Source organism: Pseudomonas sp. R19M, from assembly GCF_050312585.1.
GTDB classification, from domain to species: Bacteria; Pseudomonadota; Gammaproteobacteria; order Pseudomonadales; family Pseudomonadaceae; genus Aquipseudomonas; species Aquipseudomonas palleroniana.
This window is the reverse complement of record NZ_JBNPJV010000105.1, coordinates 49,129-76,093: the sequence shown is the minus strand read 5'-3', so window position 1 is coordinate 76,093 and position 26,965 is coordinate 49,129. Positions and strand designations below refer to the sequence as shown.

General features: G+C 62.7%; 26 protein-coding genes. 12 read left to right on the top strand and 14 right to left on the bottom strand.

Annotation, left to right across the window (positions count from 1 at the left end):
- Nucleotides 1-40 precede the first annotated feature (40 nt).
- Nucleotides 41-1,924, top strand: a complete 1,884-nt coding sequence (locus tag ACQRBT_RS27000) for a TonB-dependent receptor domain-containing protein (RefSeq protein WP_412047429.1) — start codon at nt 41-43, stop codon at nt 1,922-1,924.
- Here ACQRBT_RS27000 and ACQRBT_RS26995 read toward each other — a convergent pair.
- The 11 genes from ACQRBT_RS26995 to nrdR all read right to left on the bottom strand — a co-directional run bounded on the left by ACQRBT_RS26995 (nt 1,921) and on the right by nrdR (nt 10,118).
- Nucleotides 1,921-2,715: a cobalamin-binding protein gene (locus tag ACQRBT_RS26995; protein WP_412047430.1), complete on the bottom strand. Its 795-nt coding sequence runs from the start codon at nt 2,713-2,715 to the stop codon at nt 1,921-1,923. The two genes, ACQRBT_RS27000 and ACQRBT_RS26995, sit on opposite strands and share 4 nt — an antisense overlap.
- On the bottom strand, nt 2,712-3,131 hold the full coding sequence (locus tag ACQRBT_RS26990; RefSeq protein ID WP_060755250.1) for a hypothetical protein: 420 nt from the start codon (nt 3,129-3,131) through the stop codon (nt 2,712-2,714). Before ACQRBT_RS26990 ends, ACQRBT_RS26995 begins: the two co-directional genes overlap by 4 nt.
- On the bottom strand, nt 3,128-3,745 hold the full coding sequence (gene ribA / locus ACQRBT_RS26985) for a GTP cyclohydrolase II (protein WP_198762248.1): 618 nt from the start codon (nt 3,743-3,745) through the stop codon (nt 3,128-3,130). Before ribA ends, ACQRBT_RS26990 begins: the two co-directional genes overlap by 4 nt.
- 130 nt (nt 3,746-3,875) lie before the next feature.
- Entirely contained in the window at nt 3,876-4,601 is a 726-nt protein-coding gene (locus tag ACQRBT_RS26980) for a substrate-binding periplasmic protein (RefSeq protein WP_412047431.1), read from the bottom strand.
- 55 nt (nt 4,602-4,656) lie between these two features.
- Nucleotides 4,657-5,622: a thiamine-phosphate kinase gene (thiL, locus tag ACQRBT_RS26975; RefSeq protein ID WP_412047432.1), complete on the bottom strand. Its 966-nt coding sequence runs from the start codon at nt 5,620-5,622 to the stop codon at nt 4,657-4,659.
- Between the two features lie 18 nt (nt 5,623-5,640).
- The gene (nusB, locus tag ACQRBT_RS26970; protein WP_060755254.1) at nt 5,641-6,141 is read right to left on the bottom strand and encodes a transcription antitermination factor NusB; all 501 of its coding nucleotides are present in this window, start codon (nt 6,139-6,141) and stop codon (nt 5,641-5,643) included.
- The gene (gene ribH / locus ACQRBT_RS26965; RefSeq protein WP_003194576.1) at nt 6,138-6,614 is read right to left on the bottom strand and encodes a 6,7-dimethyl-8-ribityllumazine synthase; all 477 of its coding nucleotides are present in this window, start codon (nt 6,612-6,614) and stop codon (nt 6,138-6,140) included. The genes nusB and ribH overlap by 4 nt, the downstream gene beginning before the upstream one ends.
- 88 nt (nt 6,615-6,702) lie before the next feature.
- The gene (ribBA, locus tag ACQRBT_RS26960) at nt 6,703-7,794 is read right to left on the bottom strand and encodes a bifunctional 3,4-dihydroxy-2-butanone-4-phosphate synthase/GTP cyclohydrolase II (RefSeq protein WP_060755255.1); all 1,092 of its coding nucleotides are present in this window, start codon (nt 7,792-7,794) and stop codon (nt 6,703-6,705) included.
- A 15-nt stretch (nt 7,795-7,809) separates the two neighbouring features.
- Nucleotides 7,810-8,472, bottom strand: coding sequence for a riboflavin synthase (locus ACQRBT_RS26955; protein WP_060755256.1), 663 nt, complete (start codon nt 8,470-8,472; stop codon nt 7,810-7,812).
- Nucleotides 8,473-8,517: 45 nt separating this feature from the next.
- A complete protein-coding gene (ribD, locus tag ACQRBT_RS26950; protein WP_060755257.1) occupies nt 8,518-9,657 on the bottom strand; it encodes a bifunctional diaminohydroxyphosphoribosylaminopyrimidine deaminase/5-amino-6-(5-phosphoribosylamino)uracil reductase RibD in 1,140 nt (379 codons plus the stop codon).
- Nucleotides 9,654-10,118, bottom strand: a complete 465-nt coding sequence (gene nrdR / locus ACQRBT_RS26945; protein ID WP_029299433.1) for a transcriptional regulator NrdR — start codon at nt 10,116-10,118, stop codon at nt 9,654-9,656. The genes ribD and nrdR overlap by 4 nt, the downstream gene beginning before the upstream one ends.
- A gap of 139 nt (nt 10,119-10,257) precedes the next feature.
- On the opposite strand from nrdR, the gene ACQRBT_RS26940 reads away from it, so the two are divergent.
- The 4 genes from ACQRBT_RS26940 to trxA all read left to right on the top strand — a co-directional run bounded on the left by ACQRBT_RS26940 (nt 10,258) and on the right by trxA (nt 13,572).
- Complete coding sequence (locus ACQRBT_RS26940) at nt 10,258-10,713, top strand: YbaY family lipoprotein (protein WP_060755258.1); 456 nt, start codon at nt 10,258-10,260, stop codon at nt 10,711-10,713.
- Nucleotides 10,710-11,363 (top strand): class I SAM-dependent methyltransferase, encoded by a 654-nt coding sequence (locus ACQRBT_RS26935; protein WP_060755259.1) that lies wholly within the window; start codon nt 10,710-10,712, stop codon nt 11,361-11,363. Before ACQRBT_RS26940 ends, ACQRBT_RS26935 begins: the two co-directional genes overlap by 4 nt.
- Nucleotides 11,364-11,625: 262 nt before the next feature.
- Entirely contained in the window at nt 11,626-12,627 is a 1,002-nt protein-coding gene (locus ACQRBT_RS26930) for an Abi family protein (protein WP_412047433.1), read from the top strand.
- A gap of 72 nt (nt 12,628-12,699) precedes the next feature.
- Entirely contained in the window at nt 12,700-13,572 is an 873-nt protein-coding gene (trxA, locus tag ACQRBT_RS26925; RefSeq protein ID WP_412047434.1) for a thioredoxin, read from the top strand.
- Here trxA and ACQRBT_RS26920 read toward each other — a convergent pair.
- Complete coding sequence (locus ACQRBT_RS26920) at nt 13,569-13,910, bottom strand: hypothetical protein (protein ID WP_198762255.1); 342 nt, start codon at nt 13,908-13,910, stop codon at nt 13,569-13,571. The genes trxA and ACQRBT_RS26920 overlap by 4 nt on opposite strands.
- 130 nt (nt 13,911-14,040) lie before the next feature.
- On the opposite strand from ACQRBT_RS26920, the gene ACQRBT_RS26915 reads away from it, so the two are divergent.
- From ACQRBT_RS26915 to ACQRBT_RS26895, 5 genes are all read left to right on the top strand, one after another.
- Entirely contained in the window at nt 14,041-14,658 is a 618-nt protein-coding gene (locus ACQRBT_RS26915) for a DUF2796 domain-containing protein (RefSeq protein WP_412047435.1), read from the top strand.
- Between the two features lie 4 nt (nt 14,659-14,662).
- Nucleotides 14,663-15,373: an ABC transporter ATP-binding protein gene (locus ACQRBT_RS26910; RefSeq protein ID WP_412047436.1), complete on the top strand. Its 711-nt coding sequence runs from the start codon at nt 14,663-14,665 to the stop codon at nt 15,371-15,373.
- A 1-nt stretch (nt 15,374) separates the two neighbouring features.
- Nucleotides 15,375-16,640, top strand: coding sequence for an ABC transporter permease (locus tag ACQRBT_RS26905; protein WP_412047437.1), 1,266 nt, complete (start codon nt 15,375-15,377; stop codon nt 16,638-16,640).
- Nucleotides 16,641-16,651: 11 nt separating this feature from the next.
- Entirely contained in the window at nt 16,652-17,173 is a 522-nt protein-coding gene (locus ACQRBT_RS26900; protein ID WP_060755267.1) for a DUF3299 domain-containing protein, read from the top strand.
- 95 nt (nt 17,174-17,268) lie between these two features.
- Nucleotides 17,269-17,967, top strand: a complete 699-nt coding sequence (locus tag ACQRBT_RS26895) for an OmpW/AlkL family protein (RefSeq protein WP_060755268.1) — start codon at nt 17,269-17,271, stop codon at nt 17,965-17,967.
- A 153-nt stretch (nt 17,968-18,120) separates the two neighbouring features.
- Here ACQRBT_RS26895 and ACQRBT_RS26890 read toward each other — a convergent pair whose 3' ends face one another.
- The gene (locus ACQRBT_RS26890) at nt 18,121-19,005 is read right to left on the bottom strand and encodes a sugar nucleotide-binding protein (RefSeq protein ID WP_090365586.1); all 885 of its coding nucleotides are present in this window, start codon (nt 19,003-19,005) and stop codon (nt 18,121-18,123) included.
- Between the two features lie 142 nt (nt 19,006-19,147).
- Between ACQRBT_RS26890 and ACQRBT_RS26885 the strand changes: the two genes are divergently transcribed.
- The gene (locus ACQRBT_RS26885) at nt 19,148-23,395 is read left to right on the top strand and encodes a DEAD/DEAH box helicase (RefSeq protein ID WP_412047438.1); all 4,248 of its coding nucleotides are present in this window, start codon (nt 19,148-19,150) and stop codon (nt 23,393-23,395) included.
- A 64-nt stretch (nt 23,396-23,459) separates the two neighbouring features.
- Here the strand turns inward: ACQRBT_RS26885 and ACQRBT_RS26880 are convergent, their stop codons facing one another.
- Nucleotides 23,460-25,577, bottom strand: coding sequence for a mechanosensitive ion channel family protein (locus ACQRBT_RS26880; protein ID WP_412047439.1), 2,118 nt, complete (start codon nt 25,575-25,577; stop codon nt 23,460-23,462).
- 173 nt (nt 25,578-25,750) lie between these two features.
- On the opposite strand from ACQRBT_RS26880, the gene ACQRBT_RS26875 reads away from it, so the two are divergent.
- Nucleotides 25,751-26,953 carry an MFS transporter gene (locus ACQRBT_RS26875; RefSeq protein ID WP_090365582.1) on the top strand — a complete coding sequence of 401 codons (1,203 nt, stop codon included), beginning with the start codon at nt 25,751-25,753 and terminating at the stop codon, nt 26,951-26,953.
- Nucleotides 26,954-26,965: the final 12 nt, after the last annotated feature.

Below are 26,965 nucleotides of genomic sequence, written 5' to 3'. Positions count from 1 at the left end.
CACATTTGATGGGTGTTCACTTCAAAACTACGGAAAGACCATGAAACGCCTGTGCCTCGCCCTGCTGCTTCTGCCTTCCTGCGAACTGCTCGCCGACACCCGCGACGACGCCCTGAAACTCCCCGACGTGGTCATCAGCGCCAACCGCCAGGTCCAGGCACGTAGTGACAGCAGCACCGCCAACACGGTCTTCACCCGCGACGATATCGACCGCTTGCAGCCCAGCAGCGTGAGCGACTTGCTGAGCCGCGTGCCAGGTGTGCAGGTGGCCCCCAGTGGCGGCCGTGGCAGCACGACCAACGTTTACATTCGGGGGACCTCCACCGCCCAGAGCCTGGTGCTGGTGGATGGCCAACGCATCAGCAGTTCCACCACCGGCACCAGCAACCTGCAATACCTCAATATCGAGCAGATCGAGCGCGTCGAGGTGCTGCGAGGCTCACGCTCGGCGATCTACGGCAGTGATGCCATTGGCGGGGTGATTCAGATCTTCACCCGGCGCAATACGACGTCCGGTCTGCAACCGCGCCTTCACCTGGGCTTCGGCAGCCGCCAGACGTGGGAACGCAGCCTGGGAGTGTCCGGGGGCGATTCGCAGACCCGCTTCAACCTCGGCGCCAGCCTGGATGACACCGCCGGGATCAACCGCACCTACACCTCCTACCCCAGCGATGGCGATCATGATGCCTATCGCAACCAGGCCCTCAGTTTCAGCCTGAGCCACGCCTTCAGCGACCAGGTCGACGCCGGCATCAACGTGTTGGATAACCGTGGCAAAAGCGCGTACGACAACCCGTTTGGTCGCTATGACTCGACCACCTTCCAGAGTTTCCAACAGAAACCCTACACCAACTTCAGCGTCAGTAACGTCAGCAGCTTTATCGACGCGCGGATCAACGACACCTGGAAGTCCCGCGTCGAACTGGGCCACAGCGAAAACCGCGAAGAGTCGCTGGACAAACTCAGCGATGAACGCAGTGTGTTCAACACCTACCGCAATTCGCTGAACTGGCAGAACGACCTGACCCTCAATGATCAGAACAGCCTGATCCTGGGCGCCGATGGCTACGAAGATCAGGTCAACAGCAGCACCGCGCTCGCCGAAGACAGCCGCTGGAACCGTGCGGTGTTTATCCAGCATCGCTTTGCAGCGCGGTACTTTTCCACCGAGCTGGGCCTGCGTCGCGACCAGAACCAGCAGTTCGGCGGCCACAACAGCTGGAGCGGCAGCTTGACCCTGCCCGTCAACCCGGACAACGACCTGCTGTTCAGTTACAGCGAGGGGTTTCGCGCCCCGACGTTCAATGACCTGTACTACCCGGACGAATACGGCTTTAAAAACAGCAACCCGAACCTGCGCCCCGAAACCTCGAAAAGTTACGAAGTGCAGTGGCGCAGCCAACTCAGCGACACCGCCCACCTGGAAGCTTCGCTGTACCGCACCGATATCCAGGACGCGATCGTGTTCGGCAGCGACGGCCCGCAAAACGTCAGTTCGGCACGCATCAATGGCTTCGAAGCCACGCTCAGGCAGGAGCTGTTCGGCTGGCAAGGCAGCCTGGGCCTGGCCATGATTGACCCACGCGACCGCGATACCGGGCGCACCTTGGCACGTCGCGCCCGGCGTACCCTGAGCCTGGACCTGGATCGGCAATTCGAGCGTTTCGGCGTAGGCGCCAGCTGGCAAGCCGTCAGCAGCAGCTATGACGACCCGAAGAACCAACACCCGTTGGGCGGCTATGGACTGCTCGGGTTACGCGCCAGTTGGGCCATGAGCCGTGAAATCGCGCTGAACATGAAGCTCGATAACCTGCTGGATAAACGCTACAGCCGGGCGTTGTATCAGTATCAAGGCCAGCAATATGGCTACCGCGAAGAAGGGCGGACGTTGATGTTTGGCGTCACCTGGACTCCGGAACTCTAACGGGCAAGCACCTCACACAAACGCGCCACCGCCTCCAGCATCTGCCCGCTGGGCCGCTCAAGGCCCTTGTCCGGCACCACCAGCAACCGCCCCTGCGCCACTGCGGCGACTTGAGGCCATGCTTTCCATGCTTCCAACTGAGGTTGATCGCCGACCAGGATCACCTCGGGATTGCGCTGCAACACCGACTCGATGCTGACTTGCGGCGCGGGCAGCTTGAGGTCATCGAACACATTGCGTGCACCGCACACACTCAACGCATCGCTGATGATCTGCCCGCCGCCGACGGTATACAACGGCTGGTTCCACACCTGATAAAACACCCGCAACGGCTCGGCCCGTTGGTAGCGCTGGCGCAGGTCGGCCAGGCGCTGATGCAACTGCCCCGCCAACTGTCGGCCCGCCTCAGCCCGCCCCAACTGCTCGGCAATGGCTTGGATTTGGCCGGTCAGTTGCTCAAGGCTGTGGGGTTCGGCGACATACACGGGGATATCCAGGCGTTGCAGCTGCTCACGCTGGGCCGAGCCGACGCTGCCGGGCCAAAGCAGGAGCAGGTCCGGCTTGAGGCTGAGCAGGCGCTCCATATCCAGTTGGCCGTAATGCCCGACCGAGGGCACCTTGGCCAATGCAGCAGGACGTTCGCCGCCGTCGAGCACGCCCACCAACAGGTCGGCCGCCCCCAGCTCCACGACGATTTCAGAGAGAGATGGCGCCAGGCTGACCACCCGTTCAACGGCCAGCCCCGGCACACTGAATGCCAGCAGCAACACCGCCAGCCAATGACGCCTCATCCCAGCTGACGCGGGATGCGATAAAGGTAGAACAGCACCAGGGTCGAGAGTGCCAGCAAACACAACGGCACTGCTTCCAGGCCCACGAATACCGCCAGCGTACCGATCCAGGCTGGCAGGGCAGCCACCATCAACGCCGTGCGTCGACGCGCCGCGAGGGTAATCCAGGCGGCCGGTTCATCGGGGGTGTCGAGGGCTTTGGAGGTGGCGATCAGCGCGTGTTTATAGCCGTTGAAGTAGCGCAGGCTCAGAAACATCGAGGCCACGCCGGCGATAAAAAACGGCATGGCCAGCACCGACAGCATGGGTTCGGCCTGGCTGAACAGCAGGTTGATCACGAACAAGGGCAGCAACGCCAGGGCCAGGTACTGCCACCAATTGAAGGACAGTCGCCGCTTTACCTGGCCACGGGTCACGCGCGGTCGACCTCGCCCTGATGTTCGTTGCCCATCATATGGTCGAGCTTGCTGGCCTTGGTCGCCAGGTAAAGCTTGTTGTGCGGGTTGTGCCCTGTGTGCAGCGGCACACGCTCGGCCACAGTAATGCCCATCTCGGTCAAGGCTTTGACCTTGCGCGGGTTGTTGGTCATCAGGCGCAGGGATTTCACGCCCAGATGCTCCAGCATCGGCAGGCAGATGGCGTAGTCACGCTGGTCGGCGGCGAAGCCCAGGCGCTCGTTGGCTTCCACCGTATCGGCGCCGCCGTCCTGCAGCTCATAGGCGCGGATCTTGTTCATCAGGCCAATACCGCGGCCTTCCTGACGCAGGTACAACAACACGCCACGGCCTTCACGGGCGATGGCGCGCAATGCGGCTTCCAATTGCGAACCGCAGTCGCAACGCTGGCTGAACAGTGCGTCACCGGTCAGGCACTCAGAATGCACACGGCCCAGCACGGGCGCGCCGTCGGTGATGTCACCCAGGCTGAGCACAACGTGCTCGCGGCCGGTGGCCTCTTCAAGGAAGCCGTTCATGGTGAACGTGGCAAAAGGGGTAGGCAGCTTGGAAGCGGCGACGAAAACGACGGGCACCGTGTGCTCCTGATTTCTAGATTTCACAGAGGCGGTCATTGTAACAGCAGGTTCCTACAGACGCTTAAGCTGAATTATCGCTGATAAAGATCAATCGGTTCGATTGGCCTTCGTCCTGGTTCTATGCAGGTCAGAACGGATAGGGCTGTTTCCAGCGTGCAAAAATCGGCTTCAATTCGCCACTTTTGACCAGGGCAGCCACGCGCTGGTCATACACCGCCATCAGGGCACGCCCCCGCTCGTTATCGGCAAAGCCTACGTACACCGGCAGTTCGGCGATATGGGTGAGCTTGAATTGTGTGGGGTCGTCTGCCTGAGCCAGGATGTATTGGGCTTCGGGGAGCGCATCGATATAAAAGTCGGCACGGCCGTATTGCAGCATCGGCAGAATGCCGCTGCGCCGCTCAATCGGGTGGAAGCGCTGCACATTGGGCAGGTACGCCTCATATTTGTAACCGCGCACCCAGGCCAGACGATAGTTGCCCAGCGTGGCGATACTCGGAGTCGGCGCGGTGGCCAGCCCAAGGGCGTAGATGTGGTCCGAATCAAAGTGCCAGTGGGGGTACAGCACGCCATCGGCTTCGTTGCGGTAGGACCCCACCCAGCCATCCACTTCGCCGCGCTGGGCCAGGCCGACCGAGCGGGTATAAGGCACGCTGCGGCGTTGCAAGGTGATGCCTGCCGGCTCGAAGATCTGGCGCAACACGTCCCAGGCCAGCCCCGTACCATCCGCGTTGGTGTAGTCGTTCCATTCCTCGCTGGCCAGCATGATCTTGCCTGGGGGCGACGCTTCATCCGCCTGCACCAGCGGGGCGACGGCACACAACGCAATCAGCAGCCAGTGACGCATAGGCATGGTGACGGTCTCCAACACAGTGTGGACCGTATAAAGGGTAGCGTAGCCCGCCGGTTCATGGCGTTTCGCAAAAATGCTGATAGCCCCGAACGGCCGGGGTGATGTCCTGCCCATTTGCATCGAGCAGCTTCACGCCCTGCCCCGCTTCGACCCGACCGATCACATGGATCGGCCAGCCGTCGGCCTGCAGCGGCGCCAACTGGGCCGGTGGCAAGGTAAATACCAGCACATAGTCGTCGCCGCCACTCAAGGCGGCCACACGCGCCTCGTCATCGCCGACAAACGCCAGCAAGGCCGTGGACAGTGGCAGCTTCTGAAGCTCGATCAGCAGGCCGACAGATGACGCCTTGGCAATATGCCCGCAATCCGCCAGCAGCCCGTCGGAGATATCCATCGCAGACGTGGCCTTGCCCCGTAACGCCAGCCCCAAGGCCAGCTGCGGTTGCGGCGACCAGTAATGCGCCAGCAACGGATCGGCGATGGCCGCCTGTGCACTGCGTTGGCCCAGCACCAGCGGCAAGGCACCGGCAGCGTTGCCCAACTCACCGCCCACACACAGCAGGTCACCCGGCCGTGCCCCGCCGCGCGTCAACGCCTGCCCAGCCGGGACACGCCCCAATACCGTGAGGGTCAGGCTCAACGGCCCACGGGTAGTGTCGCCACCCACCAGGCTCACACCGCAGCGTTGGGCCATGGCGCTCAAACCCTGGGCATAGCGTTGCAGCCAATCGGCATCGACCGTCGGCGTAGTCAAGGCAAGGGTAAACGCAAGAGGGTTGGCGCCCATGGCAGCCAGGTCGCTCACCGCCACAGCCAACGAGCGCTGGCCGAGCAGGAACGGATCGCAAGGGTCGGCAAAATGCACGCCGGCCACCAACGTATCCGTGGAGATTGCCAACTGCTCCCCAGGCGGGAGCGCCAGCAAGGCGCAGTCGTCGCCGATCCCCAGGGCAATGCCTTCGCCGCCTTGCGCACAGGGCGCGGCGGCGAAGTAGTTGCGGATCAGCTCGAACTCACCCATCAGGGACTCAAGCGCAAATCAGCGCTTATGTTCCTTCACTTCGGCTTCACGCAGGCGCGGGGCCAGCTTGTCGAGCACACCGTTGACGAACTTGTGGCCGTCGGTCGAACCGTAGACTTTCGCCAGCTCGATGCCTTCGTTGATCACCACGCGGTACGGTACGTCGACGCGATAGAGCAGTTCCCAGGCCGACAAGCGCATCACGCACAGTTCAACCGGGTCCAGCTCTTCGATGGTCAGGTCCAGGCACGGTGCCAGGGCCGCATCGATCTCGGTCAGGTGGGCATGCACACCGTGCAGGATGTCGTGGAAGTACGGCAGGTCGGCAAAGGTAAAATCGTTGTCGACGCGAAACTGCGCTTCGATTTCGTTCAACGAAGCACCCGCCAGGTGGCGCTGGTACAGCGCCTGGGTCGCCAGCTGACGAGCAGCACGACGCTTCTCGTTCTTCGATGGCTTGCCGGCGTCCGCTGGGCGTGGGTCGCGTGGGTTGAAACGATCGCTCTCGTCGGAAATCACTTGGCCTCCAACTGCGACAGCAGGCTGACCATTTCCAGGGCGGACAGGGCAGCTTCGGCGCCTTTGTTACCGGCCTTGGTGCCGGAGCGCTCGATAGCTTGCTCGATGGAGTCAACGGTCAGCACGCCGAAGGCAACCGGTACGCCGAACTCCATGGATACCTGGGCCAGGCCCTTGGTGCATTCGCCAGCCACGTATTCGAAATGCGGAGTACCGCCACGAATGACCGCGCCCAGGGCGATGATCGCCGCGTATTCGCCCTGCTGTGCGACTTTTTGCGCAACCAGCGGAATTTCGAAGGCGCCAGGGGCACGGATGAGGGTGATATCGCTTTCGCTCACACCGTGGCGAACCAGGGCGTCCACGGCACCGCTTACCAGGCTTTCAACCACGAAGCTGTTGAAGCGGCCAACCACCAGGGCATAGCGGCCTTTGGGGGCGATGAAGGTACCTTCGATGGTCTTCAGGGTCATTCGACAAATCTCTTAAAGAGCCGGGACGCGAAAAAGGCGCCCCTTAGTGATGATTTAACCGCGAACAAGGGGCAAAAATCGCCGGCCTTTATTCGGAGGGCACGTATTCTACAACTTCCAGGTCGAAACCGGATATCGCATTAAATTTCATCGGTGCACTCATCAGGCGCATTTTGCGCACACCGAGGTCACGCAGGATCTGCGAACCGGCACCGACGATGCTGTAGGTGGTCGGTTTTTTCACCGGCGCGTGGTCGGCGGTTTCGCGGATATGCGCCAGCAGCACATCGCCATCAAGCGGGTGACCGAGCAGCAGCACCACACCGCTGCCGGCCTCGGAAACCGCAGCCATGGCGGCCCGCAGGCTCCAGCGCCCCGGTTGCTTGACCATCAGCAGGTCACGCAGCGGGTCCATGTTGTGCACCCGCACCAGGGTCGGTTCTTCGGCGCAGATGTTGCCCAGGGTCAGGGCCATGTGCACGTCGCCTTCCACTGAATCACGGTAGGTCACCAAATTGAATTGGCCCAGTTCGCTGTCCAGAGGCTGCTCGGCAATCCGCTGAACGGTACGTTCGTGGATCATGCGGTAGTGAATCAGGTCGGCAATGGTGCCGATCTTGAGGTTGTGTTCAGCGGCAAAAGCTTCCAGCTCAGGACGACGGGCCATGGTACCGTCGTCGTTCATCACCTCGCAGATCACCCCACTCGGCTCAAAACCGGCCATGCGCGCCAGGTCGCAGGCCGCCTCGGTGTGGCCGGCACGTGCCAGGGTGCCGCCCGGCTGGGCCATCAACGGGAAAATGTGACCCGGGCTGACGATGTCTTCCGCCTTGGCATCTTTGGCGGCGGCGGCTTGCACAGTGCGTGCGCGGTCAGCGGCGGAGATACCGGTGGTGACGCCGGTGGTCGCCTCAATGGAAACCGTGAACTTGGTGCCGAAACCCGAGCCGTTGCGCGGCGCCATCAACGGCAGCTTGAGCAACTCGCAGCGCTCGCGGCTCATGGGCATACAGATCAGCCCGCGGGCGTGCTTGGCCATGAAGTTGATGTGCTCAGGCTGGCAGGCCTCGGCGGCCATGATGATGTCGCCTTCGTTTTCACGGTCTTCGTCATCCATCAGGATGACCATCTTGCCTTGGCGGATGTCTTCAACCAGTTCTTCGATGCTATTGAGCGCCACGCGGCACCCCCTTGGTCAGGATTTCAGGTAGCCGTTAGCGGCCAGAAAACTTTCAGTGATGTTACTACCGGTTGGCTCTGCGGCCTTTTCGCCCAACAGCAGGCGCTCCAGGTAACGGGCCAGCAAGTCCACTTCCAGGTTCACCCGGCGACCCGGCTGGTACGAGGCCATGATCGTTTCGCTGAGCGTGTGGGGAATGATGGTCAATTCAAACTCGGCGCCATTGACCGCGTTCACGGTCAGGCTGGTGCCATCGACGGTGATCGAGCCTTTGTGGGCGATGTACTTGGCCAGCTCTTTGGGAGCCCGGATGCGAAATTCCACGGCACGTGCGTTTTCGCTGCGCGCCACCACTTCGCCGACGCCGTCGACATGGCCGCTGACCAGGTGACCGCCCAGGCGGGTGGTGGGGGTCAGGGCTTTTTCCAGGTTGACCGGGCTGCCCGCCTTGAGGTCATTCATCGCCGTGCAGTCCAGGGTTTCCCGGCTGACGTCGGCGGCAAAGCCGTTGCCCGGCAATTCGATGACCGTCAGGCATACGCCGTTGACGGCGATGCTGTCGCCCAGCTTGACGTCGCCGAGGTCGAGCTTGCCGGTTTCAACCAGCAGGCGTACATCGCCGCCTTTTGGGGTCATGGCGCGGATGCTGCCGATGGATTCGATAATGCCGGTGAACATGGCCTTCTCCAGGAAAACAGGGCTGCGCCGGGCGCAGGCCGGAAATTATACGCTCGCTACTGGCAAAGGAATGGCAGTGACTCGCCAGTCGTCGCCCACAGCGCGCATTTCAGTGATCTTGAGTTGGGGGGCATCCGCCAGTTTCTCAAGCGGCCAGTCCAACAAAGGCCGGGCGGCGGAGCCAAGGAACTTGCCGGCGACGAAAATCACGTACTCGTCCACCAGCCCCTGCTGGGCGAAGGCGCCTGCCAGGCTCGGACCGGCCTCCACCAGCACCTCGTTGACGCCACGCGCGGCCAGGGCAACCAGGGCCGAACGCAGGTCGACCTGACCATCAACGCCCGGCACCACCAGGCATTCAGGGCCCCGCGGGAACTGATTCTCCGGAGTGACGCAGGTGATGACCAGGGCCGGGCCGGCCTTGAAGAACGGCGCGTTGAGCGGCACGCGCAGGCGGCCATCGATCAGCACGCGCAAGGGCGGACGCGACATGGCCAAAGCGGTGGTCGCCTCATCCAGGCCCAGTTCGGCGGCACGCACGGTCAGGCGGGCGCCGTCGGCCAACACGGTGTCGGCGCCGGTCAGCACCACACTGGCTTCGGCACGCAGGCGTTGCACGGCGGCGCGGGCAGCCGGGCCGGTGATCCATTGGCTTTCGCCACTGGCCATGGCGGTGCGGCCGTCCAGGCTCATCGCCAACTTGACCCGCACAAACGGCAGGCCGTGTTCCATGCGCTTGAGGAAACCCGGGTTCAATGCACGCGCCTGCGCTTCCAGCACACCGCTCTGCACCTCGATACCGGCCTGAGCCAGGCGCTGCATGCCACGCCCGGCCACTTCCGGGTTCGGGTCCTGCATCCCGGCGACGACACGCGCCACACCGGCACTCACCAATGCATCCGCGCACGGCGGGGTACGCCCATGATGGCTGCAGGGTTCGAGGGTCACGTACACCGTGGCGCCACGCGCCTTGTCGCCGGCGGCGCGCAGGGCGTTGGGCTCGGCGTGGGGTTCGCCGGTGCGCTCATGCCAGCCTTCGCCGACCACCTGCCCATCGCGCACGATCACGCAGCCTACACGCGGGTTGGGGTGAGTGGTGTACAGGCCCTTGCGCGCCAGTTCCAGGGCGCGGGCCATGTAATGAGCGTCGAGGACAGCCTGCTCGGCAGTGGAAGACGGGTTCATTCTTTGACCGGCTCACGGGCCAGGCGGTCGATCTCTTCGCGGAACTCATTGAGGTCCTGGAAGCGTCGATACACCGAGGCGAAACGGATATAGGCGACTTCGTCGAGCTTTTGCAGCTCGCCCATCACCAGTTCTCCAACCACCAGGCTCTTGACCTCGCGCTCGCCGGTGGCGCGCAGCTTGTGCTTGATGTGCACCAGCGCCGCCTCCAGCCGCTCGACACTCACCGGGCGTTTTTCCAGGGCGCGCTGCATACCGGCGCGTAGTTTGTCTTCGTCGAAAGGCTGGCGGCTGCCGTCGGACTTGATCAGACGCGGCAATACCAGTTCGGCGGTTTCGAAGGTGGTGAAACGTTCACCGCAGGCCAGGCATTCGCGCCGGCGACGCACTTGATCGCCCTCGGCGACCAGACGCGAATCAATGACCTTGGTGTCGTTGGCACCGCAGAAGGGACAGTGCATGGTGGCAGGCAACAAAAAAAGGGAGGGCCATGGTAGCGCATCCCCGTGGCAAGACAAGCCATAGCCTTTACGGTATATAGGCGGGCTATTATGTTTCTTGATTTTCAAACCACGGATTTTGTCACTTCTGGAGCCGTACATGCAGTTACGACCACTGGTTTTACTCGGCCTGTTCAGTTTTCTGGTCGCCTGCAGCAGCGAAGCCCCCAAGCCGACCGCGCCTCAACCGACACCAGCCCAAGAGAAAAAAGTCCCGGGTATTGAAGACCTTGGCCCCTTGCCGGCGTATCAGCGGGAAATCAGCGGCATCCTCAACGGCGTGCCGGCCAATGCCGAAGTCGAATTGGCACTGCTGGTGATCGATGAGCGCAACCGCCCGCAACAATTGCTCGCCAGCAGCGTGTTGTCCGCCAACGGCAAGCCCCTGGCCTTCCGCCTGCGCTTCAACCCCGAGGCGTTCCCGGCCGGTGCGCGGGTTGAATTACGCGGCCGCGCCAGCCAGTCCGGCCAGTTGATCCTGCACCTGCCCGCCGTGCGTATCACCCAGGCGATCACCCAGACCACCGGTCCCTTGCAACTCGTCAAGGCACCATGACGCCACCGCTGCCTCTGCAGCGCGCCCTCAGCGAGTTGATCGGCGATGCGCAACTGGTGCCCTGCCCGCTGCCGGGCACCGAGTTGTCATTGTGGCTGCTGGATGCGGACAACATGGACCGCGAATTCAGCCAGGAAGAAACCCGGCGTATCCTGCATGAGCCGCCCTACTGGAGTTTCTGCTGGGCCAGCGGCCTGGCACTGGCGCGATATCTGGCGGCCAACCCCGAGTGGGTTGCCGACAAACGCGTACTGGACTTCGGCGCCGGCTCCGGCGTGGCCGGGATTGCCGCCGTCAAGGCGGGCGCACGCGAAGTGGTGGCCTGTGACCTTGACCCACTGGCGCTGGCCGCCTGCCGGGCCAATGCCGAACTCAACGGTGTGACGCTGGGTTATTCGGCAGACTTCTTCGCCGAAGCCGACCGCTTCGACCTGATCCTGGTGGCCGACGTGCTCTACGACCGGGCCAACCTGCCGCTGCTGGATCAATTCCTCACCCGTGGCCGCGAAGCGCTGGTGGCCGACTCGCGGGTCAGGGACTTCCAGCACCCGGATTACCGGCGGTTGCAGATCCTTGATGCACTGACACTGCCCGACCTGGCCGAGCCTTGGGAGTTTCGCAAGGTGAGCCTGTACCATTCGCGGCGTTAAACCCGAACGTTACAAATTTCTGGCAATACGTTCGCTGAGACATAAAAGGAATGGCTGTGGAAAATGCCCTCCTTTTGCACGCACTTGGACAATTAATCAGCATGCATTTCCAGACCCCGTCGCCTATCGCCGGTCGTATGAAGGGCTTGCAAAACGCCGGGCAGCTGCCTAACCTTCGCAGTAATACACCCGCCATGCCTCTGGTTGCGTCAGTAACCAAGCACAAATTGTGCGGGTTTTTTATGCTCGGTATTTTTTGAGCATGAGGACATTCAACAAGCCTGCCATAGACGTTCCTGATCAATTGGAACTGCTCAAGCAGCGCGGTTTGCACATTCAAAATGAGGCCCGCGCCGAGTCCTTTTTACAGGTCGTCAGTTTCTTTCGATTAAGCCCTTACATGCGGCCTTTCCAAAAGCCGGAAAGTCTCGACCATCGGTTCCGTGAGGGCAGCCAGTTCCGCCAGTTAACCCAACTGTACGATTTTGACCGGCGCCTTCGATTACTAACGATGGATGCCATCGAAAGAGTTGAGATTGCATCCCGCGCTGTTATCAGCAACCACATGGGACCTACCTACGGTAGCCACTGGTATATGGATCCACGGAGATTTCATTCGACGTTCGATCACCAGCGCCTGCTTTCAACATTGTCGACGAAACAGTCAACTGCATTGCGTGATTACCAGCGCGAATGCGACCGGATCGACAGGCTGAACGCAAATAACTCCAGAAAAGAGCGATTGAAACGCCATAGAGCGAAAGAGAGCTACTCACGCCATTACCCAACGAACTACAACCATCCGGCTTTGATGCCTGGTTGGGCCATGTTGGAGGAACTCACCCTGGGAGATCTATCCCATCTTTACAAAGGCCTGGCCAAGGACACCGATAAAAAAGCCATCGCCAAGCGCCTGAGGCTTGCGGCTCCATTAATGCAGTCCTGGCTGCATACACTGACCACTATTCGAAACATTTGCGCCCATCACTCGCGAATGTGGAATCGAGAACTCGGTATTCGTCCGGAACTGCCAAAGAAAGCCAATTTTCCTTGGCCTGAATATCTTTTCCAACTTGGACCACATGCCCGTATTTTTCCGGTGCTCTGCATTCTTACCCACCTGATGCATCAGATAAGCCCCCACTCCCGCTGGGACCAACGCTTATATCACCTGATCAGTGAGTTTCCCGCCGTTAACCTTAAGTCGATGGGTTTTCCCCGAGATTGGTATGAAGACGCCTTTTGGCAAGCCGCCCGCGAGTGAACGCCAAGCCGCTTCCGGTAGCCCGCGCTAGCCCTTATAGTTGCGCCATTCCCGCTTTATTCGAGACGCCCCATGAGTGAGCCCACGCCGTACATCTTCGATGCCACCACTGCCACCTTTGATCAGGCAGTCATCGAAAACTCGTTCCACAAGCCTGTGTTGGTGGATTTCTGGGCCGAGTGGTGTGCCCCGTGCAAGGCGTTGATGCCGCTGTTGGCGCAGATTGCCGAGAGTTATCAGGGCGAGTTGCTGTTGGCCAAGGTCGACTGCGAGGCCGAGCAGGATATCGTTGCGCGTTTTGGCATTCGCAGCCTGCCGACGGTGGTGTTGTTCAAGGATGGCCAGCCGGTGGACGGGTTTGCCGGAGCGCAGCCGGAGTCGGCGGTGCGGGCGATGCTGGAGCCACATGTGCAGATGCCGCCACCGGCCGCGGCCGACCCGCTGGAACAGGCTCAGGCGTTGTTTGCCGAAGGGCGTATCAGCGAGGCCGAAGCGGTGCTGGTCGCACTGCTGGGCGAGGACAACACCCACGCCGCCGCGCTGATCCTGTACGCACGCTGCCTGGCCGAACGCGGTGAATTGGGCGAAGCCCAGGCGGTGCTGGATGCCGTGAAGAGCGATGATCACAAAGCCGCACTCGCCGGGGCGAAGGCACAGATCACCTTCCTGCGCCAGGCGGCCGACCTGCCGGACGCCGCCGACCTGAAAAGCCGCCTGGCACAAAACCCGCAGGATGATGAAGCGGCCTATCAGCTGGCGATTCAACAACTGGCGCGCCAGCAGTACGACGCGGCGCTGGAAGGCCTGCTGAAGCTGTTTATCCGCAATCGCAGCTACAGCGAAGGCTTGCCGCACAAGACCCTGCTACAGGTGTTCGAATTGCTCGGCAACGACCACCCGCTGGTCACGGTATACCGCCGCAAGTTGTTCGCCGCGCTGTATTAAGCCTCGACCCAACGGTACAGCGGCGTGTCCCCGCCGCTGGCGACTTTGACATTGGCACTGTGTCGCAAGCGCACCAACAGGCGCTTGCCGGACGCGGCATCGCCGGCCAGCCCTTCCAGTTGATCGAGCAATTCCAGCCCGCTGAGTTGCCCGGCCTGGCGCAACAAGTCCTGGGCCTTCTGCCATAGATCATCGGTCTGCTTGACTGGCGCAGCAGTCGCCGCGAGGGGCGCCGGGGCGGCCTGCAACTGCGCGCCCAGCCGGGCCCAGTCGGCGTCGTCCAGCTCCAGGGTCAAATCCACCGGCAGATCGCCAACGGTTCCACGAATTCGCAACATCGTCCTTCCTCCTGCATTTTTCTGACAGGCATGCTCCCACGCGGCTTGCGCAACGCCAAGCGGGCGGTCAAACTCTGCACACACTGTTATAAGATCACATAACAAAACTTTCATGTTCTGGAGCCTTCTCATGCGCCGTCTGCTGCTCGCTTTGCCGTTTGCCCTGCTGCCATTGGCTGTCGCCCACGCTCATGACGAACACGAACATGAACATGAACATGAACATGGCAGCCTCGGCGCCCATGAGCACGGGGTCGGCCGCCTTAACGCCGTGCTCGACGGCCAGGCGCTGGAGGTGGAGTTCGACAGCCCGGCCATGAACCTCGTGGGTTTCGAACACCAGGCCAGCACCGCCGCCGACAAGGCCAAGGTCGCCGCCGCACGCAAACAGCTGGAAAACCCGCTGGCGCTGTTCAACCTGCCCAAGGCCGCCGGCTGCGTGATCAGCACCCAGGAACTCAACAGCCCTCTGTTCGGCGACAAGCCGGAAGCCGAGCATGACGACGACGATGACGACCATGCCACCGACGGCAAAGGCGCCGCCGCACACGAGCATCATCATGATCACAGCGAGATCCACGCCCACTATCAATTCACCTGCGCCACGCCAACGGCATTGAGCAACCTTGACCTGACACAAGTGTTCAAGACCTTCCCCGCGACCCAGAAAATCCAGGTACAACTGATCGGTCCGAGCGGCCAGCAAGGTGTTGAAGCGACGGCCGCCGCAGCCACCCTGAAGTTCTGAACACATGACCCAAGCATTGATCGAACTGTCTGACCTGGGCTTCAGCTGGCCCGGTCACCCCCAGTTGCTGGACATCCCCGCATTCCGCCTGGAAGCCGGTGAAACCCTGTTCCTCAAAGGCCCGAGCGGCAGTGGCAAAACCACCCTGCTCGGGTTGCTGGGCGGCGTGCAGAAACCCAGCCGCGGCAGCATCCGCCTGCTCGGCCAGGAACTCACCGAACTGTCGGCGGGTGCCCGCGACCGTTTCCGCGTCGACCACACCGGCTATATCTTCCAGCAGTTCAACCTGCTGCCGTTTTTGTCGGTACGCGAGAACGTCGAGCTGCCCTGCCACTTCTCCAGGCTGCGCGCGCAACGGGCGGTTCAGCGTCACGGCAGTGTCGATCAGGCGGCTGCCACCTTGCTCGCGCATCTGGGGCTCAACGCCCCGGACCTGCTGGAGCGCCGCGCCGACTCGCTGTCCATCGGCCAGCAGCAACGGGTGGCCGCTGCCCGTGCGCTGATCGGCCAGCCGGAACTGGTGATCGCCGACGAGCCCACCTCGGCCCTGGACCATGACGCCCGCGAAGCGTTCATCCAGTTGCTGTTCGCCGAATGTCGCGAAGCGGGCGCCAGCCTGTTGTTTGTCAGCCATGACCAGAGCCTGGCACCGCTGTTCGACCGCAACCTTTCGCTGGCCGAACTCAATCGCGCCGCCACGCCTGCAGAGGTTTGAGATGTATCTGTTCCGTCTAGCCATGGCCAGCCTGGCTAACCGCCGCTTTACCGCGATCCTCACCGCCTTCGCCATCGCGCTTTCAGTGTGCTTGTTGCTCGCCGTGGAGCGGGTGCGCACCGAAGCACGCAACAGCTTCGCCAGCACCATCAGCGGCACCGACTTGATCGTCGGCGCCCGCTCAGGCTCGGTCAACCTGTTGCTGTATTCGGTGTTCCGCATCGGCAACGCGACCAACAACATCCGCTGGGACAGCTTCGAGCACTTCGCCGCCAGCCCGCAAGTGAAGTGGGCGATCCCGATTTCCCTCGGTGACTCCCATCGCGGTTACCGCGTGATGGGCACCAACCAGTCCTATTTCGAGCATTACCAGTACGGCCGCAAACAGCACCTCGAATTGGCCAGCGGCCGCGCTTTCGCCACCGACCCGTTCGAAGTGGTACTGGGCGCCGAAGTGGCCGACGCCCTGCATTACAAACTCGGCGACAAGCTGGTGCTGGCCCACGGCGTGGCGGTCGTCAGCCTGGTGAAACACGATGACAAGCCGTTCACCGTGGTCGGCATTCTCAAGCGCACCGGCACCCCGGTAGACCGCACGCTGCACATCAGCCTCGGCGGCATGGAAGCGATCCATATCGACTGGCACAACGGCGTACCAGCCCAGGGCAAAGGCCGCATCAGTGCCGATCAGGCGCGCAATATGGACCTCACCCCACAAGCCATCACCGCGTTCATGCTCGGGCTGAACAACAAGATTTCCACCTTCGCCCTGCAACGGGAAATCAATGATTTCCGTGGCGAGCCCATGCTGGCGATCTTGCCGGGCGTGGCCTTGCAAGAGCTGTGGAGCATGATGGGCACCGCCGAAAAGGCGCTGTTCGTGATTTCGTTGTTTGTGGTGCTGACCGGTTTGATCGGCATGCTCACGGCGATCCTCACCAGCCTCAACGAACGACGCCGCGAAATGGCGATATTGCGCTCGGTGGGCGCGCGGCCTTGGCATATCGCCACGCTGCTGATCTTTGAAGCCTTCGCCCTGGCGTTGTCCGGCGTGGTGGCGGGCGTGGGCTTGTTGTACCTGTGCATCGCCGCATCGCGTGGGTATTTGCAGGCCAACTACGGGCTGGACTTGCCGATGTCGTGGCCGAGCGAATATGAATGGACATTGCTCGCCGGTATCCTGTGCGCAGCGTTGTTGATGGGCAGCGTGCCCGCGTGGCGCGCCTATCGGCAATCCCTGGCCGATGGCCTGTCGATCCGTTTATGAGGAAGGCTTCGATGCGTCGTGCCCTGTTTGCGCTGTTGCTGCTGGTGAGCGTGCCCGCCTGGTCCGCCGACCAGCCCAAGGACCTGTCCTGGCAGGAGATGATCCCGCCGGATGCGCCACCGGAAATCCCCAACATGAAACCGTTGCACGACCTGTCGAACATGGCCGATGCCTTGTCGGTCGAGGCGGCGCCCGCGGCCAAGCAGGAACTGCCCAACGCGCCGGTGGTGCAAAGCCTGGACGGCCAGCATATCCGCTTGCCGGGCTATATCGTGCCGCTGGAAGTCAGCGAAGAAGGCCGCACCACCGAGTTTCTGCTGGTGCCGTATTTCGGCGCGTGCATTCACGTACCGCCGCCGCCGTCGAACCAGATCGTGCATGTGAAAAGCGAAATCGGCGTGAAGCTCGATGAGCTCTACCAACCGTATTGGATCGAGGGTTCAATGCAGGTCAAACCCTCCACCAGCGAGTTGGCGGATGCCGGTTACCAAATGGATGCCGAGAAGATTTACGTCTACGAACTGCCGGACTAGCGCTGATTGCCCATTCATTGAGCTGAGTCAAAAGATCGAGCGGAACGATCTTTACCATTGGACGCACAACTTTTAAACGTCCTTTTGGAGCTCCCATGAACAAGTCCCTGCTCGGCGCGTCCCTCTTCGCGCTCGCCCTCGCCGCCCCTGCCGTCCACGCTCACGAAGCGGGCGACATTCTGGTTCGCGCCGGTGCTATCACCGTGAACCCGAAGGCTGACAGCGGCCACGTGAAAGTTGACCAGGGCCCATTGGCGGGCACCAACCTGGGCGGCAAGGCGACCATGAGCAGCGACACTCAGCTGGGCTTGAACTTCGCCTACATGCTGACCAACCACGTCGGTATCGAACTGCTGGCCGCCACTCCGTTCGAGCATGACGTGAAGATCAAGAACACCGCCCTGGGCGCCGCCAACGGCAAGCTCGGCACCTTGAAACACCTGCCGCCGACCCTGAGCGTCGTGTACTACCCGCTGGACAGCAAGTCGGCGTTCCAACCCTACGTCGGCGCCGGTATCAACTACACCTGGATCTACGACGAGCATGTCGGCAGCCGTGCGCAGCAAGCCGGTTTCAGCAACTTCAAGGCCGAGAACTCCTGGGGCTGGGCCGCGCAGATCGGCGCCGACTACATGATCAACGACAAGTGGATGATCAACGCCCAGGCGCGCTACATCGACATCAGCACCAAGGCGACCGTGGACAACAACGCGCTGGGCCAAGGCACTCGCGCCAAGGTAAATGTCGACGTGGACCCGATGGTCTACATGGTGGGTATCGGCTACAAGTTCTAAGCAACACCGTATCACCCTGTGGGAGGGGATTGTGGGAGGGGGCTTGCTCCCGATTGCAGTGCATCAGTCAAATGTATATTGGCTGACACACTGCAATCGGGGGCAAGCCCCCTCCCACATTTGGAGCTTTCCCACATTGGGTTTTGTAGCGGGTCAGGTGTGGCGGTAATAGCGGTCCAGCAATGCCGGCAGCCCCGCCCGCCACGCCCGTGGCTTGATGCCGAAGGTGTGCAGGATTTTCTTGCAGGCCAGCACCGCATGTTGCGGCTCATCGCTCGCATCCGGCCGTGCCGCGTGGGCCTGGGCGGTGGGTGACTCGATGGCCAGCGCGTGATAATTGCGCGCTTCGGTGAGGATCGCCTGGCCCAGGGCCAACGGCGTGGTCGCCTCTTGGCCGGCGTAGTGATAGGTGCCCCACAGCGGTGCCGCGCAATCGAGTTGCTTGAGCACTGAAATGATCACCCGCGCAGCGTCATCCACCGGCGTCGGGTTGCCGCGACGGTCGTCCGCCATCAACAACTCATCGGTTTTTTCGGCACGGGCCAGAAAGCGCCCCAGGGTGCCCTCCACACTGTCATCCAACAGCCAGCCAAAACGCAGCAACACATGCTGCGGGCAGGTCGCGCGCACGCTCTGTTCAATACGCCACAACGCCTGGCCGCGCAGGCCCAAAGGCACCGGCTCGTCTTTTTCGCTGTAGGCGGTGGCGCGGGAACCGTCGAACACACGGTAGCTGGACGGTTGCAGCAAGGTGATGCCGTGGTGCTGGCACAGTTCAGCCAGGCGTTCGATGGCGAACTCCTGGGCGGCCAGACGGCTTTCGCTGACGGCCTCGGCCTGGAACCAGTCGAAATAGTAGGCGAGGTTGATCAACGCATCGGGACGGGTGTCGTCGAGCAGTTGGGTGAGGCTCGCGGCATCCCAGCCATCTTGGGGCGGTTTGGGTGCGAGGAAACCGATGTCTTCCTCTGCACCGAGGCGAATCAGCGCCTGCCCGAGGGCATTCCCGCCGCCCAGTAACATAAGGCGCATTCGCATAGATTGAGCAGGCCCGGTCTGTGTGGAACGAAGGTTTTTGGATATTTGTAAGAATCGTTGCATTTTGCGGGTTTATCGCGCAACCGTCACGGATAAAAGTGTGGGGTTGCAACTTGTCGGGGCCGGCGCCATAACTGAGCGCATGAACCTTCCTGAATCCACGGACACGGCCCTGGACGGCTTCCACCCCGCCGTCAGCGCCTGGTTCCGCAATACCTTCCCCTCGGCGACCGATGCGCAGGCACAGGCCTGGCCGCTGATCCGCCAGCGCCGCTCGACCCTGATCGCCGCGCCCACCGGCTCCGGCAAGACGCTGACCGCCTTCCTGGCGGTACTCGATGACCTCGTCCATCAGGGCCTGGCCCATGGCGGGCAACTGCCGGATGAAACGCTGGTGGTGTATGTGTCGCCGCTCAAGGCGCTGTCCAACGACATCCAGATCAACCTGCAAAACCCCTTGGCGGGCATCACCGCACAGTTACAGCGCCAGGGCCTGCCGCCATTGGTGATCCGCACCGCCGTGCGCACCGGCGACACCCCGCAGAAAGACCGCGCCCTGATGCGCAAGCGCCCACCGCATATCCTGGTGACCACTCCAGAATCGCTGTATGTGCTGCTGGGCTCGGACTCCGGCCGGCAGATGCTGGGCAGCACCCGCACGGTGATCGTCGATGAGATACACGCCATTGCCGCCAGCAAGCGCGGCAGTCACTTGGCGTTAAGCCTGGAGCGCCTGCAAGGGCTGTGCACCGAACCGCTGACGCGGATCGGCCTGTCGGCCACGCAAAAACCTATCGAGGCGGTCTCGCGCTTTCTGGTGGGCACGGGGCGCGCGTGCGCCATCGTCGATATCGGTCATGCACGGGCTCGCGACCTGGATATCGAAGTGCCGCCAGTGCCGCTTTCGGCGGTGATGGCCAACGATGTGTGGGAATTGGTCTACGACCGCCTCGCCACACTGGCCCGCGAACACCGCACCACCCTGATATTCGTCAATACCCGGCGCCTGGCCGAACGCCTGGCGCGGCATTTGAGCGAGCGCCTGGGCAAGGCTGCCGTGGCCGCGCACCATGGCAGCCTGGCCAAGGAGCTGCGCCTGGACGCCGAGCAGCGGCTCAAGGCCGGCGAGTTGCAAGTACTGATTGCCACGGCGTCGCTGGAACTGGGCATTGATATCGGCGACGTGGACCTGGTGTGCCAGATCGGCTCACCCGGTTCGATCAACGGCTTTCTGCAACGGGTTGGCCGTTCCGGGCATCAGGTCGGCGGCACGCCCAAGGGCCGTCTGTTTGCCACTACCCGCGATGACTTGATCGAATGCGCCGCCCTGCTCGACTGCGTCAGGCGGGGCGAGCTGGATACGCTGCAGATTCCCGTGGCGCCGCTGGACGTACTGGCTCAGCAGATCATCGCCGAAGTCAGCGCCCAGGAATGGCCGGAACAGGCGCTGCTCGAGCTGGTTCGGCGTGCCTCACCCTACGCCGCGCTGGATGAGCGCCATTATCAGGCGCTGCTGCATATGCTCAGCGACGGCTATAACGGGCGCCAAGGCATCCGCAGCGCCTACCTGCACCGCGACGCGGTTACCCATACCCTGCGCGGCCGCCGGGGTGCCCGGCTGACGGCCGTCACCAGCGGCGGCACCATCCCCGACAACGCCGACTACAGCGTGCTGCTCGAACCCCAGGGCTTGAATATCGGCAGCGTCAATGAGGACTTCGCGGTGGAAAGCATCGCCGGGGATATCTTTCAGCTCGGCAATACGTCCTACCGAATTGTGCGCGTGGACGCCGGCAAGGTGCGCGTCGAGGATGCCCACGGCCAGCCACCGACCATTCCTTTCTGGCTCGGCGAAGCGCCTGGGCGCAGCAACGAGCTGTCGGCGGCGGTGGCGCGCTTGCAGGGGCAACTGGACGCCCTGCTCGGCGCCAGCCCGGGCGACTTGCAAGCCGCGCTGGGCTGGCTCACCGACACCCTCGGCCTGAACCGCGCCAGCGCCGAGCAGATTCTCGATTACCTGGCCCGCGCGCGCCTGGCACTGAGCGCCTTGCCGTCACAGGACACGCTGATCATGGAGCGCTTTTTCGACGAGTCCGGCGGCACTCAACTGATCATCCACACACCGTTCGGCAGCCGCCTCAACCGCGCCTGGGGCCTGGCCCTGCGCAAGCGGTTTTGTCGCACGTTCAATTTCGAGTTGCAGGCCGCCGCCAGTGAAAATGCCATCGTGCTGTCGCTGTCCACCAGCCACAGCTTTGCGCTGGATGAGGTGTGGCGGTATCTCAACAGCCACAGCGCCGAGCACATCCTGATCCAGGCCGTGCTGGATGCGCCGTTGTTCGGCGTGCGCTGGCGCTGGAACGCCGGCGTGGCCCTGGCGTTGCCGAGGTTTACCGGTGGGCGCAAGGTGGCGCCGCAGATCCAGCGCATGAAAAGCGAAGACCTGATCGCCAGCGTGTTCCCCGACCAGATCGCCTGCCTGGAAAACCTGGCCGGGGAGCGTGAAGTCCCCGACCACCCACTGGTCGAACAAACCCTCGACGACTGCCTGCACGAAGCCATGGACAGCGATGCCTGGCTGGCCCTGCTGCGACGCATGGAGCGCGGCGAAGTGCGCCTGATCAGCCGCGACCTGCCGGCGCCCTCGCCCATGGCCGCCGAAATCCTCAGTGCCCGCCCCTACACCTTTCTCGACGACGCCCCGCTGGAAGAACGCCGCACCCAGGCCGTGCTCAACCGGCGCTGGAGCGACCCGCAGAGTACCGACGACCTCGGTGCGCTGGACGCCGACGCTATCGCCGGCGTGCGTGAAGAAGCCTGGCCGGCGCCCAACGGCCCGGATGAAATGCATGAGGCACTGATGAGCCTGGCGTGTATCGCCGCCCGTGAAGTCACGCCGCAATGGGCCGCGTGGCTGCAGGCCTTGGCCCAGGCTGGGCGCGCCTATCCGTTGCCCAACGGCCTGTGGGTGGCCGTGGAACGCTTGAGTTGCTTGCAGGCGATTTATCCCGGCAACTGGCCGCTGCTGCCGGGCTTCGATGAACCCTGGAGCTATGATGAAGCGGTGGTAGAAGTGCTGCGCGCACGCCTGGGCGGGTTCGGCCCATTGAGCCTGAGCGAAATCGCCGCGCCCCTGGAACTGCCGGTGAGCGATGTCACCCAGGCACTGGCGCGTCTGGAGCAGGAAGGCTATGTGCTGCGCGGTCGCTTCAGCCCCGGCGCCAACGCAGAACAATGGTGCGAACGGCATTTGCTCGCGCGCATTCATCGCTACACGGTCAAGCGCCTGCGCCGCGAAATCGAACCGGTGGCGTTGCAGGACTTCATGCGTTTTCTGTTTGATTGGCAGCACCTGTCCACCGCCACACGCGGCCAGGGCAGCGCCATGTTGGCGCAAGTCATGGCCCAGTTCGAAGGCTATGCCGCAGCCGCATCCGCCTGGGACACCGACTTGCTCAATGCGCGACTCAAGGACTACACCTGCACCTGGCTCGATGAGCTGTGCCGCAGCGGCAAGCTGGTGTGGATGCGTTTGAGTAACAAGGCCAGCGCCAGCGCATTGCGCAGTACCCCGGTCGTGCTGTTGCCCCGCAGCCAGGCGCCATTGTGGAGTGGGCTGACCGAGCTGACCGACAGCGCGACGTTGTCGCCCAAGGCGCAGAAAGTCCACCAAGCCCTGCGTGAACAGGGCGCGCTGTTTTTTGATGAACTGGTGCATGAAGCTCACCTGCTGCGCAGTGAACTGGAAACCGCATTGCAGGAACTGGTGGGTGCCGGGTTGGTGAATGCCGACAGCTTTGCCGGGCTGCGTGCGCTGACCACGCCCGCCAGCAAACGCCAGGCGCGCAGCAGCCGGCGTGGGCGTGGCGCCTTTGTCGGTGGAATGGACGATGCCGGCCGTTGGGCCTTGGTGCGCCGCTCAACCAGCGCCGCCGGCGCGCATTCGGCCGAAACGCTGGAGCATGTGGCGATGACGCTGCTGCGCCGTTATGGCGTGGTGTTCTGGCGTTTGCTGGAGCGCGAGGCGGAGTGGCTGCCGAGCTGGCGGGAGTTGCTGCGCACCTTTCACCGGCTGGAGGCGCGTGGGGAAATCCGTGGCGGACGCTTTGTCAGTGGCTTGGCGGGGGAACAGTTTGCGTTGCCGGAGGCGATCCCGTTATTGCGCGAAGTACGCCGCAGGCCACACGACGGCAGCCTGGTTGCCGTATGTGGCGCGGACCCGTTGAACCTGGTCGGTACCCTGTTGCCGGGCAGCAAGGTGCCGGCACTAAGCGGGAACCGGATTGTGTACCGCGACGGGTTGCCCGCAGCGGTGCTGGTGAGCGGCAAGCAGCAACTGCTGGTGGATACGGATCAGCAGGCGGTGCAGGAGAAGTTGATCAGGCATTGAAATGGGGGGCCTCATCGGGAGCAAGCCCCCTCCCACAAGGGGAATGCCGGAAAAAACGACCCGGTCATTGAGGGCGCGGTTGTTCGGTCAGCTCCCCTGACGCCGGTACCTCTTCATCCGGCTCATCCACCTGGGCGTTGCGCTTGGGCAACAGAACCTGCTGTGGATAAGTTTGCGCGAAGTGCACCTGCGCACAGTTATCCACAAGCTTTTTCAGGCGCTGGTTGAACGCACGGCTGACGGCATATTGGCCGCCCGACACCGTGCGGAACTGCGCGGTGAGCACCACGCCATTGAGGTCCATCTTGTCGACGCCGAAGACCTCCAGCGGCCCTTGCAGGTTGTACTTGAGGAACACGTCATCACGGATCGACTGCCCGGCCTCGCGGATCAGCTCCACGGCTTTATCCACGTCGGTGTCGTAGGTGAACTGCACCGAGAAGAACGCATAGGCAAATTGCCGCGACTGGTTCGTGACCGCCTTGATCTGCCCGAACGGCACCGAGTGCACAAAGCCTTTGCCGTCGCGCAGGCGCAGGGTTCGGATGGTCAGCCCCTCGACCGTACCGGCGTGGCCGGAGTCCAGCACCACCCAATCGCCAATCGACAGGGTGTCTTCGATGATGATGAACAGGCCGGTGATCACGTCCTGCACCAATTGTTGGGAGCCAAAACCGATGGCCAGGCCGACCACACCGGCACCCGCCAACAGCGGCGCGACGTTGATCCCCAGATTGGCCATGGTGGTGATCGCGCAGATCACCACCAGGATGATTTTCACCGCATTGCGCAGCAGCGGCAGGATGGTTTTGACCCGCGTGCTCGGCTGGCGGCCGGAGCGCTTGTTCACCGGTGGCTTCAACGCCTCCTGGATCGCCGTATCGAGGACCACCCAGAACAGCCAGGTCACCAGCAGGATCAGGCCGATACTGCTCAAGGAGTCACTGATCGCCCGGCCGACCGAGTTGCGCTGGGCAAATTCAAACAACGACACGCCCCAGATACGCCCGAGAATTTCGATAAACGCGATGGCCATGACAATGCGCAGGATCGCGTGCAACAGGCTGAGGAAGCGCTCCTTGTAGGCGCTGCTGCGCTGGATCGCCACTTGGCTGCGAGACTTGAACAGGTGTTGCAGCACCGTACTGAGGAACACCGTGCCAATCAGCAAGATCGTGGTGAACAAGGCGCAACGCAGGGCCTTCTGACTATCGTCGCCGGCGCCGATCAGGTTGATCGCCGAGACCAGCACCATCAACAGGATCGGCCAGTACCACAAGCCGGAAAACACCCGCAGCGATTGTTGCAGCGCCGGGTGTTTCAGGCGTTGGGCCAATGGCCGATTGCGAATCAAATGGGCCACGGGTCGCCGTAGGCGTATCACCAGTACGCCAAAGATCACCGTGGCAAACAGCCCCGTGAACACCGCAATGCTACTGGTGATATTGCCGCCCAGTTGCCGGGCGATCTGCGGGCTGGTCAAGGCATCGCTGAGCGCGGCCAGAAAGCCGATCAGGAACAATGGCCTGGGCGAGTAACCGCGAATAATCCGCACGGCCGCACGCTTATGCCCGACGTTGAACATGACGATGACGCACAACAACATCGAGGTGGAAAAAATGCCGCTGCTGGTGGCATAGGCGAAACACAGCGCCAGCGCACGCCCCACGGACGAGGGTAGAAAGTGGCTGACGTAAAGCGTCAGTGGCAGGCACACCAGTGCCGGCAGGGTGTAGGGCAGCACGTAACCCAGCAGCGCTTGCAGGCGCCCACGCCGCTCAATGAAGCGCCGGCGACTCAAGCGCCGTACGATCAAACGTCCCAGCAGCATCAACAGCGCAAAGGCGCCGCCCCATACCCCGGACAGCAGCAGGAAATCCCCGGCCACGCTCCACGGCGAGCGCTGGGCGGTCTGGTCGACCAGGCGCCCGACCTCATCCGCCGCACGGTCGGCGCGAAGCCGCCAGGCATCGATGAGGTTTTGATTGAGGTCGAGTTTGTCTTGCACGTCGTCGATGCTCGAGCTGATGGCGCCGAGCAAGCCTCCTTCCACCAACAGTTCCGGCTTGGCCGGTTCGGCAGGCGCCGCCGCCGGAGCCGGCGCAGTCGTGGCAGCTTGCAGCACGCCGTTGCCAAACAACAGCAGCGCACCGAGCAGTAATGCGGTCTTGAGAGTGGGCAAAACAGCGGCTCCTTCAGCAGGGTCTGTAAGGAACTGACGGGTTTGCGCCCTGATCGTTCCCCTCGCCTTACTTTTGCGCACGAGGCAAATATCAAATGCCAATCCTTGGCTTTTTCCGCACAAGCCAAACTCAGACACTGCGCTCCTGAATCAAACCCACCGGAGTTGCAGCCATGCCCATTGCCTTGCTCGCGCTGACCCTCAGCGCTTTCGCCATCGGGACGACCGAGTTCGTTATCGTTGGCCTGTTACCCACCATCGGCACCGACCTGGGTGTCGACCTGCCGTCCGCCGGCCTGCTGGTCAGCCTCTACGCCCTGGGCGTCGCCATCGGCGCGCCGGTGCTCACCGCCCTCACCGGCAAAGTGCCGCGCAAATTGCTGCTGCTGTCGTTGATGGTGCTGTTCACCCTCGGCAACCTGCTGGCCTGGCAGGCGCCGAGTTATGAGTCCCTGGTGCTGGCGCGGATCGTCACCGGCCTGGCCCATGGCGTGTTTTTCTCGATCGGCTCGACCATCGCCACCAGCCTTGTGCCCAAGGAAAAAGCCGCCAGCGCAATCGCCATCATGTTTACCGGCTTGACCGTCGCCCTGGTCACCGGCGTACCGCTGGGCACCTTCATCGGCCAGCATTTCGGCTGGCGTGAAACCTTCCTGGCCGTCTCGGCCCTGGGCGTCATCGCGTTTATCGGCAGCCTGATCTATGTGCCGAAAAACATCAGCCACAGCAAACCCGCGTCACTGCTGCAACAACTGCAAGTGCTCCAGCAACCGCGCCTGCTGCTGGTGTATGCCATGACCGCCATCGGCTACGGCGGCTCGTTTATCGCGTTCACCTTCCTTGCGCCGATCCTTCAGGATATCTCGGGCTTCAGCGCCAGCACGGTGAGCCTGGTGCTGCTGGTGTACGGCGTTTCGGTGGCCGCCGGGAATATCTGGGGCGGCAAGCTTGCCGATAAACGCGGCCCTATCAGTGCCTTGAAAATCATCTTCGCCCTGCTCGCGGCGGTGTTGTTCATGCTGACGTTCACCGCAGCGAGCCCGTGGCTGGCCCTGGCCACCGTACTGGTGTGGGGCGCGGTCGCCTTCGGTAACGTGCCGGGCCTGCAGGTGTATGTGGTGCGCCAGGCTGAGCATCACACCCCGCAAGCGGTGGATGTGGCATCGGGGCTGAATATCGCCGCGTTTAACCTGGGTATCGCCGGTGGCGCCTGGGGCGGTGGTTTGATCGTGGCGCATATGGGGCTGATCCACACGGCCTGGATCGGTGGCCTGGTGGTGCTGGTGGCATTGGCACTGACGGCATGGAGTGGCCGGCTGGACCGGTTGGGGCCGGTGTATGCCGAGTCGTCGAACCCTGTCGTCGCCGGGCACTGAAGCCGTCGCAGC

Bases quoted from the DNA above. Each gene is read 5' to 3' on its own strand.
- thiL (WP_412047432.1), bottom strand. From the start codon at position 5,622: ATGGGTGAGTTCGAGCTGATCCGCAACTACTTCGCCGCCGCGCCCTGT.
- ACQRBT_RS26915 (WP_412047435.1), top strand. From the start codon at position 14,041: ATGCGCCGTCTGCTGCTCGCTTTGCCGTTTGCCCTGCTGCCATTGGCT.
- ACQRBT_RS26900 (WP_060755267.1), top strand. From the start codon at position 16,652: ATGCGTCGTGCCCTGTTTGCGCTGTTGCTGCTGGTGAGCGTGCCCGCC.
- ACQRBT_RS26885 (WP_412047438.1), top strand. From the start codon at position 19,148: ATGAACCTTCCTGAATCCACGGACACGGCCCTGGACGGCTTCCACCCC.
- ACQRBT_RS26955 (WP_060755256.1), bottom strand. From the start codon at position 8,472: ATGTTCACCGGCATTATCGAATCCATCGGCAGCATCCGCGCCATGACC.
- ACQRBT_RS27000 (WP_412047429.1), top strand. From the start codon at position 41: ATGAAACGCCTGTGCCTCGCCCTGCTGCTTCTGCCTTCCTGCGAACTG.
- ACQRBT_RS26930 (WP_412047433.1), top strand. From the start codon at position 11,626: ATGAGGACATTCAACAAGCCTGCCATAGACGTTCCTGATCAATTGGAA.
- ACQRBT_RS26920 (WP_198762255.1), bottom strand. From the start codon at position 13,910: ATGTTGCGAATTCGTGGAACCGTTGGCGATCTGCCGGTGGATTTGACC.
- nrdR (WP_029299433.1), bottom strand. From the start codon at position 10,118: ATGCACTGTCCCTTCTGCGGTGCCAACGACACCAAGGTCATTGATTCG.
- ACQRBT_RS26890 (WP_090365586.1), bottom strand. From the start codon at position 19,005: ATGCGAATGCGCCTTATGTTACTGGGCGGCGGGAATGCCCTCGGGCAG.
- ACQRBT_RS26980 (WP_412047431.1), bottom strand. From the start codon at position 4,601: ATGCCTATGCGTCACTGGCTGCTGATTGCGTTGTGTGCCGTCGCCCCG.
- ACQRBT_RS26935 (WP_060755259.1), top strand. From the start codon at position 10,710: ATGACGCCACCGCTGCCTCTGCAGCGCGCCCTCAGCGAGTTGATCGGC.
- ACQRBT_RS26875 (WP_090365582.1), top strand. From the start codon at position 25,751: ATGCCCATTGCCTTGCTCGCGCTGACCCTCAGCGCTTTCGCCATCGGG.
- ribD (WP_060755257.1), bottom strand. From the start codon at position 9,657: ATGAACCCGTCTTCCACTGCCGAGCAGGCTGTCCTCGACGCTCATTAC.
- ACQRBT_RS26995 (WP_412047430.1), bottom strand. From the start codon at position 2,715: ATGAGGCGTCATTGGCTGGCGGTGTTGCTGCTGGCATTCAGTGTGCCG.
- ACQRBT_RS26910 (WP_412047436.1), top strand. From the start codon at position 14,663: ATGACCCAAGCATTGATCGAACTGTCTGACCTGGGCTTCAGCTGGCCC.
- trxA (WP_412047434.1), top strand. From the start codon at position 12,700: ATGAGTGAGCCCACGCCGTACATCTTCGATGCCACCACTGCCACCTTT.
- ribH (WP_003194576.1), bottom strand. From the start codon at position 6,614: ATGACCCTGAAGACCATCGAAGGTACCTTCATCGCCCCCAAAGGCCGC.
- ACQRBT_RS26905 (WP_412047437.1), top strand. From the start codon at position 15,375: ATGTATCTGTTCCGTCTAGCCATGGCCAGCCTGGCTAACCGCCGCTTT.
- ACQRBT_RS26895 (WP_060755268.1), top strand. From the start codon at position 17,269: ATGAACAAGTCCCTGCTCGGCGCGTCCCTCTTCGCGCTCGCCCTCGCC.
- ACQRBT_RS26940 (WP_060755258.1), top strand. From the start codon at position 10,258: ATGCAGTTACGACCACTGGTTTTACTCGGCCTGTTCAGTTTTCTGGTC.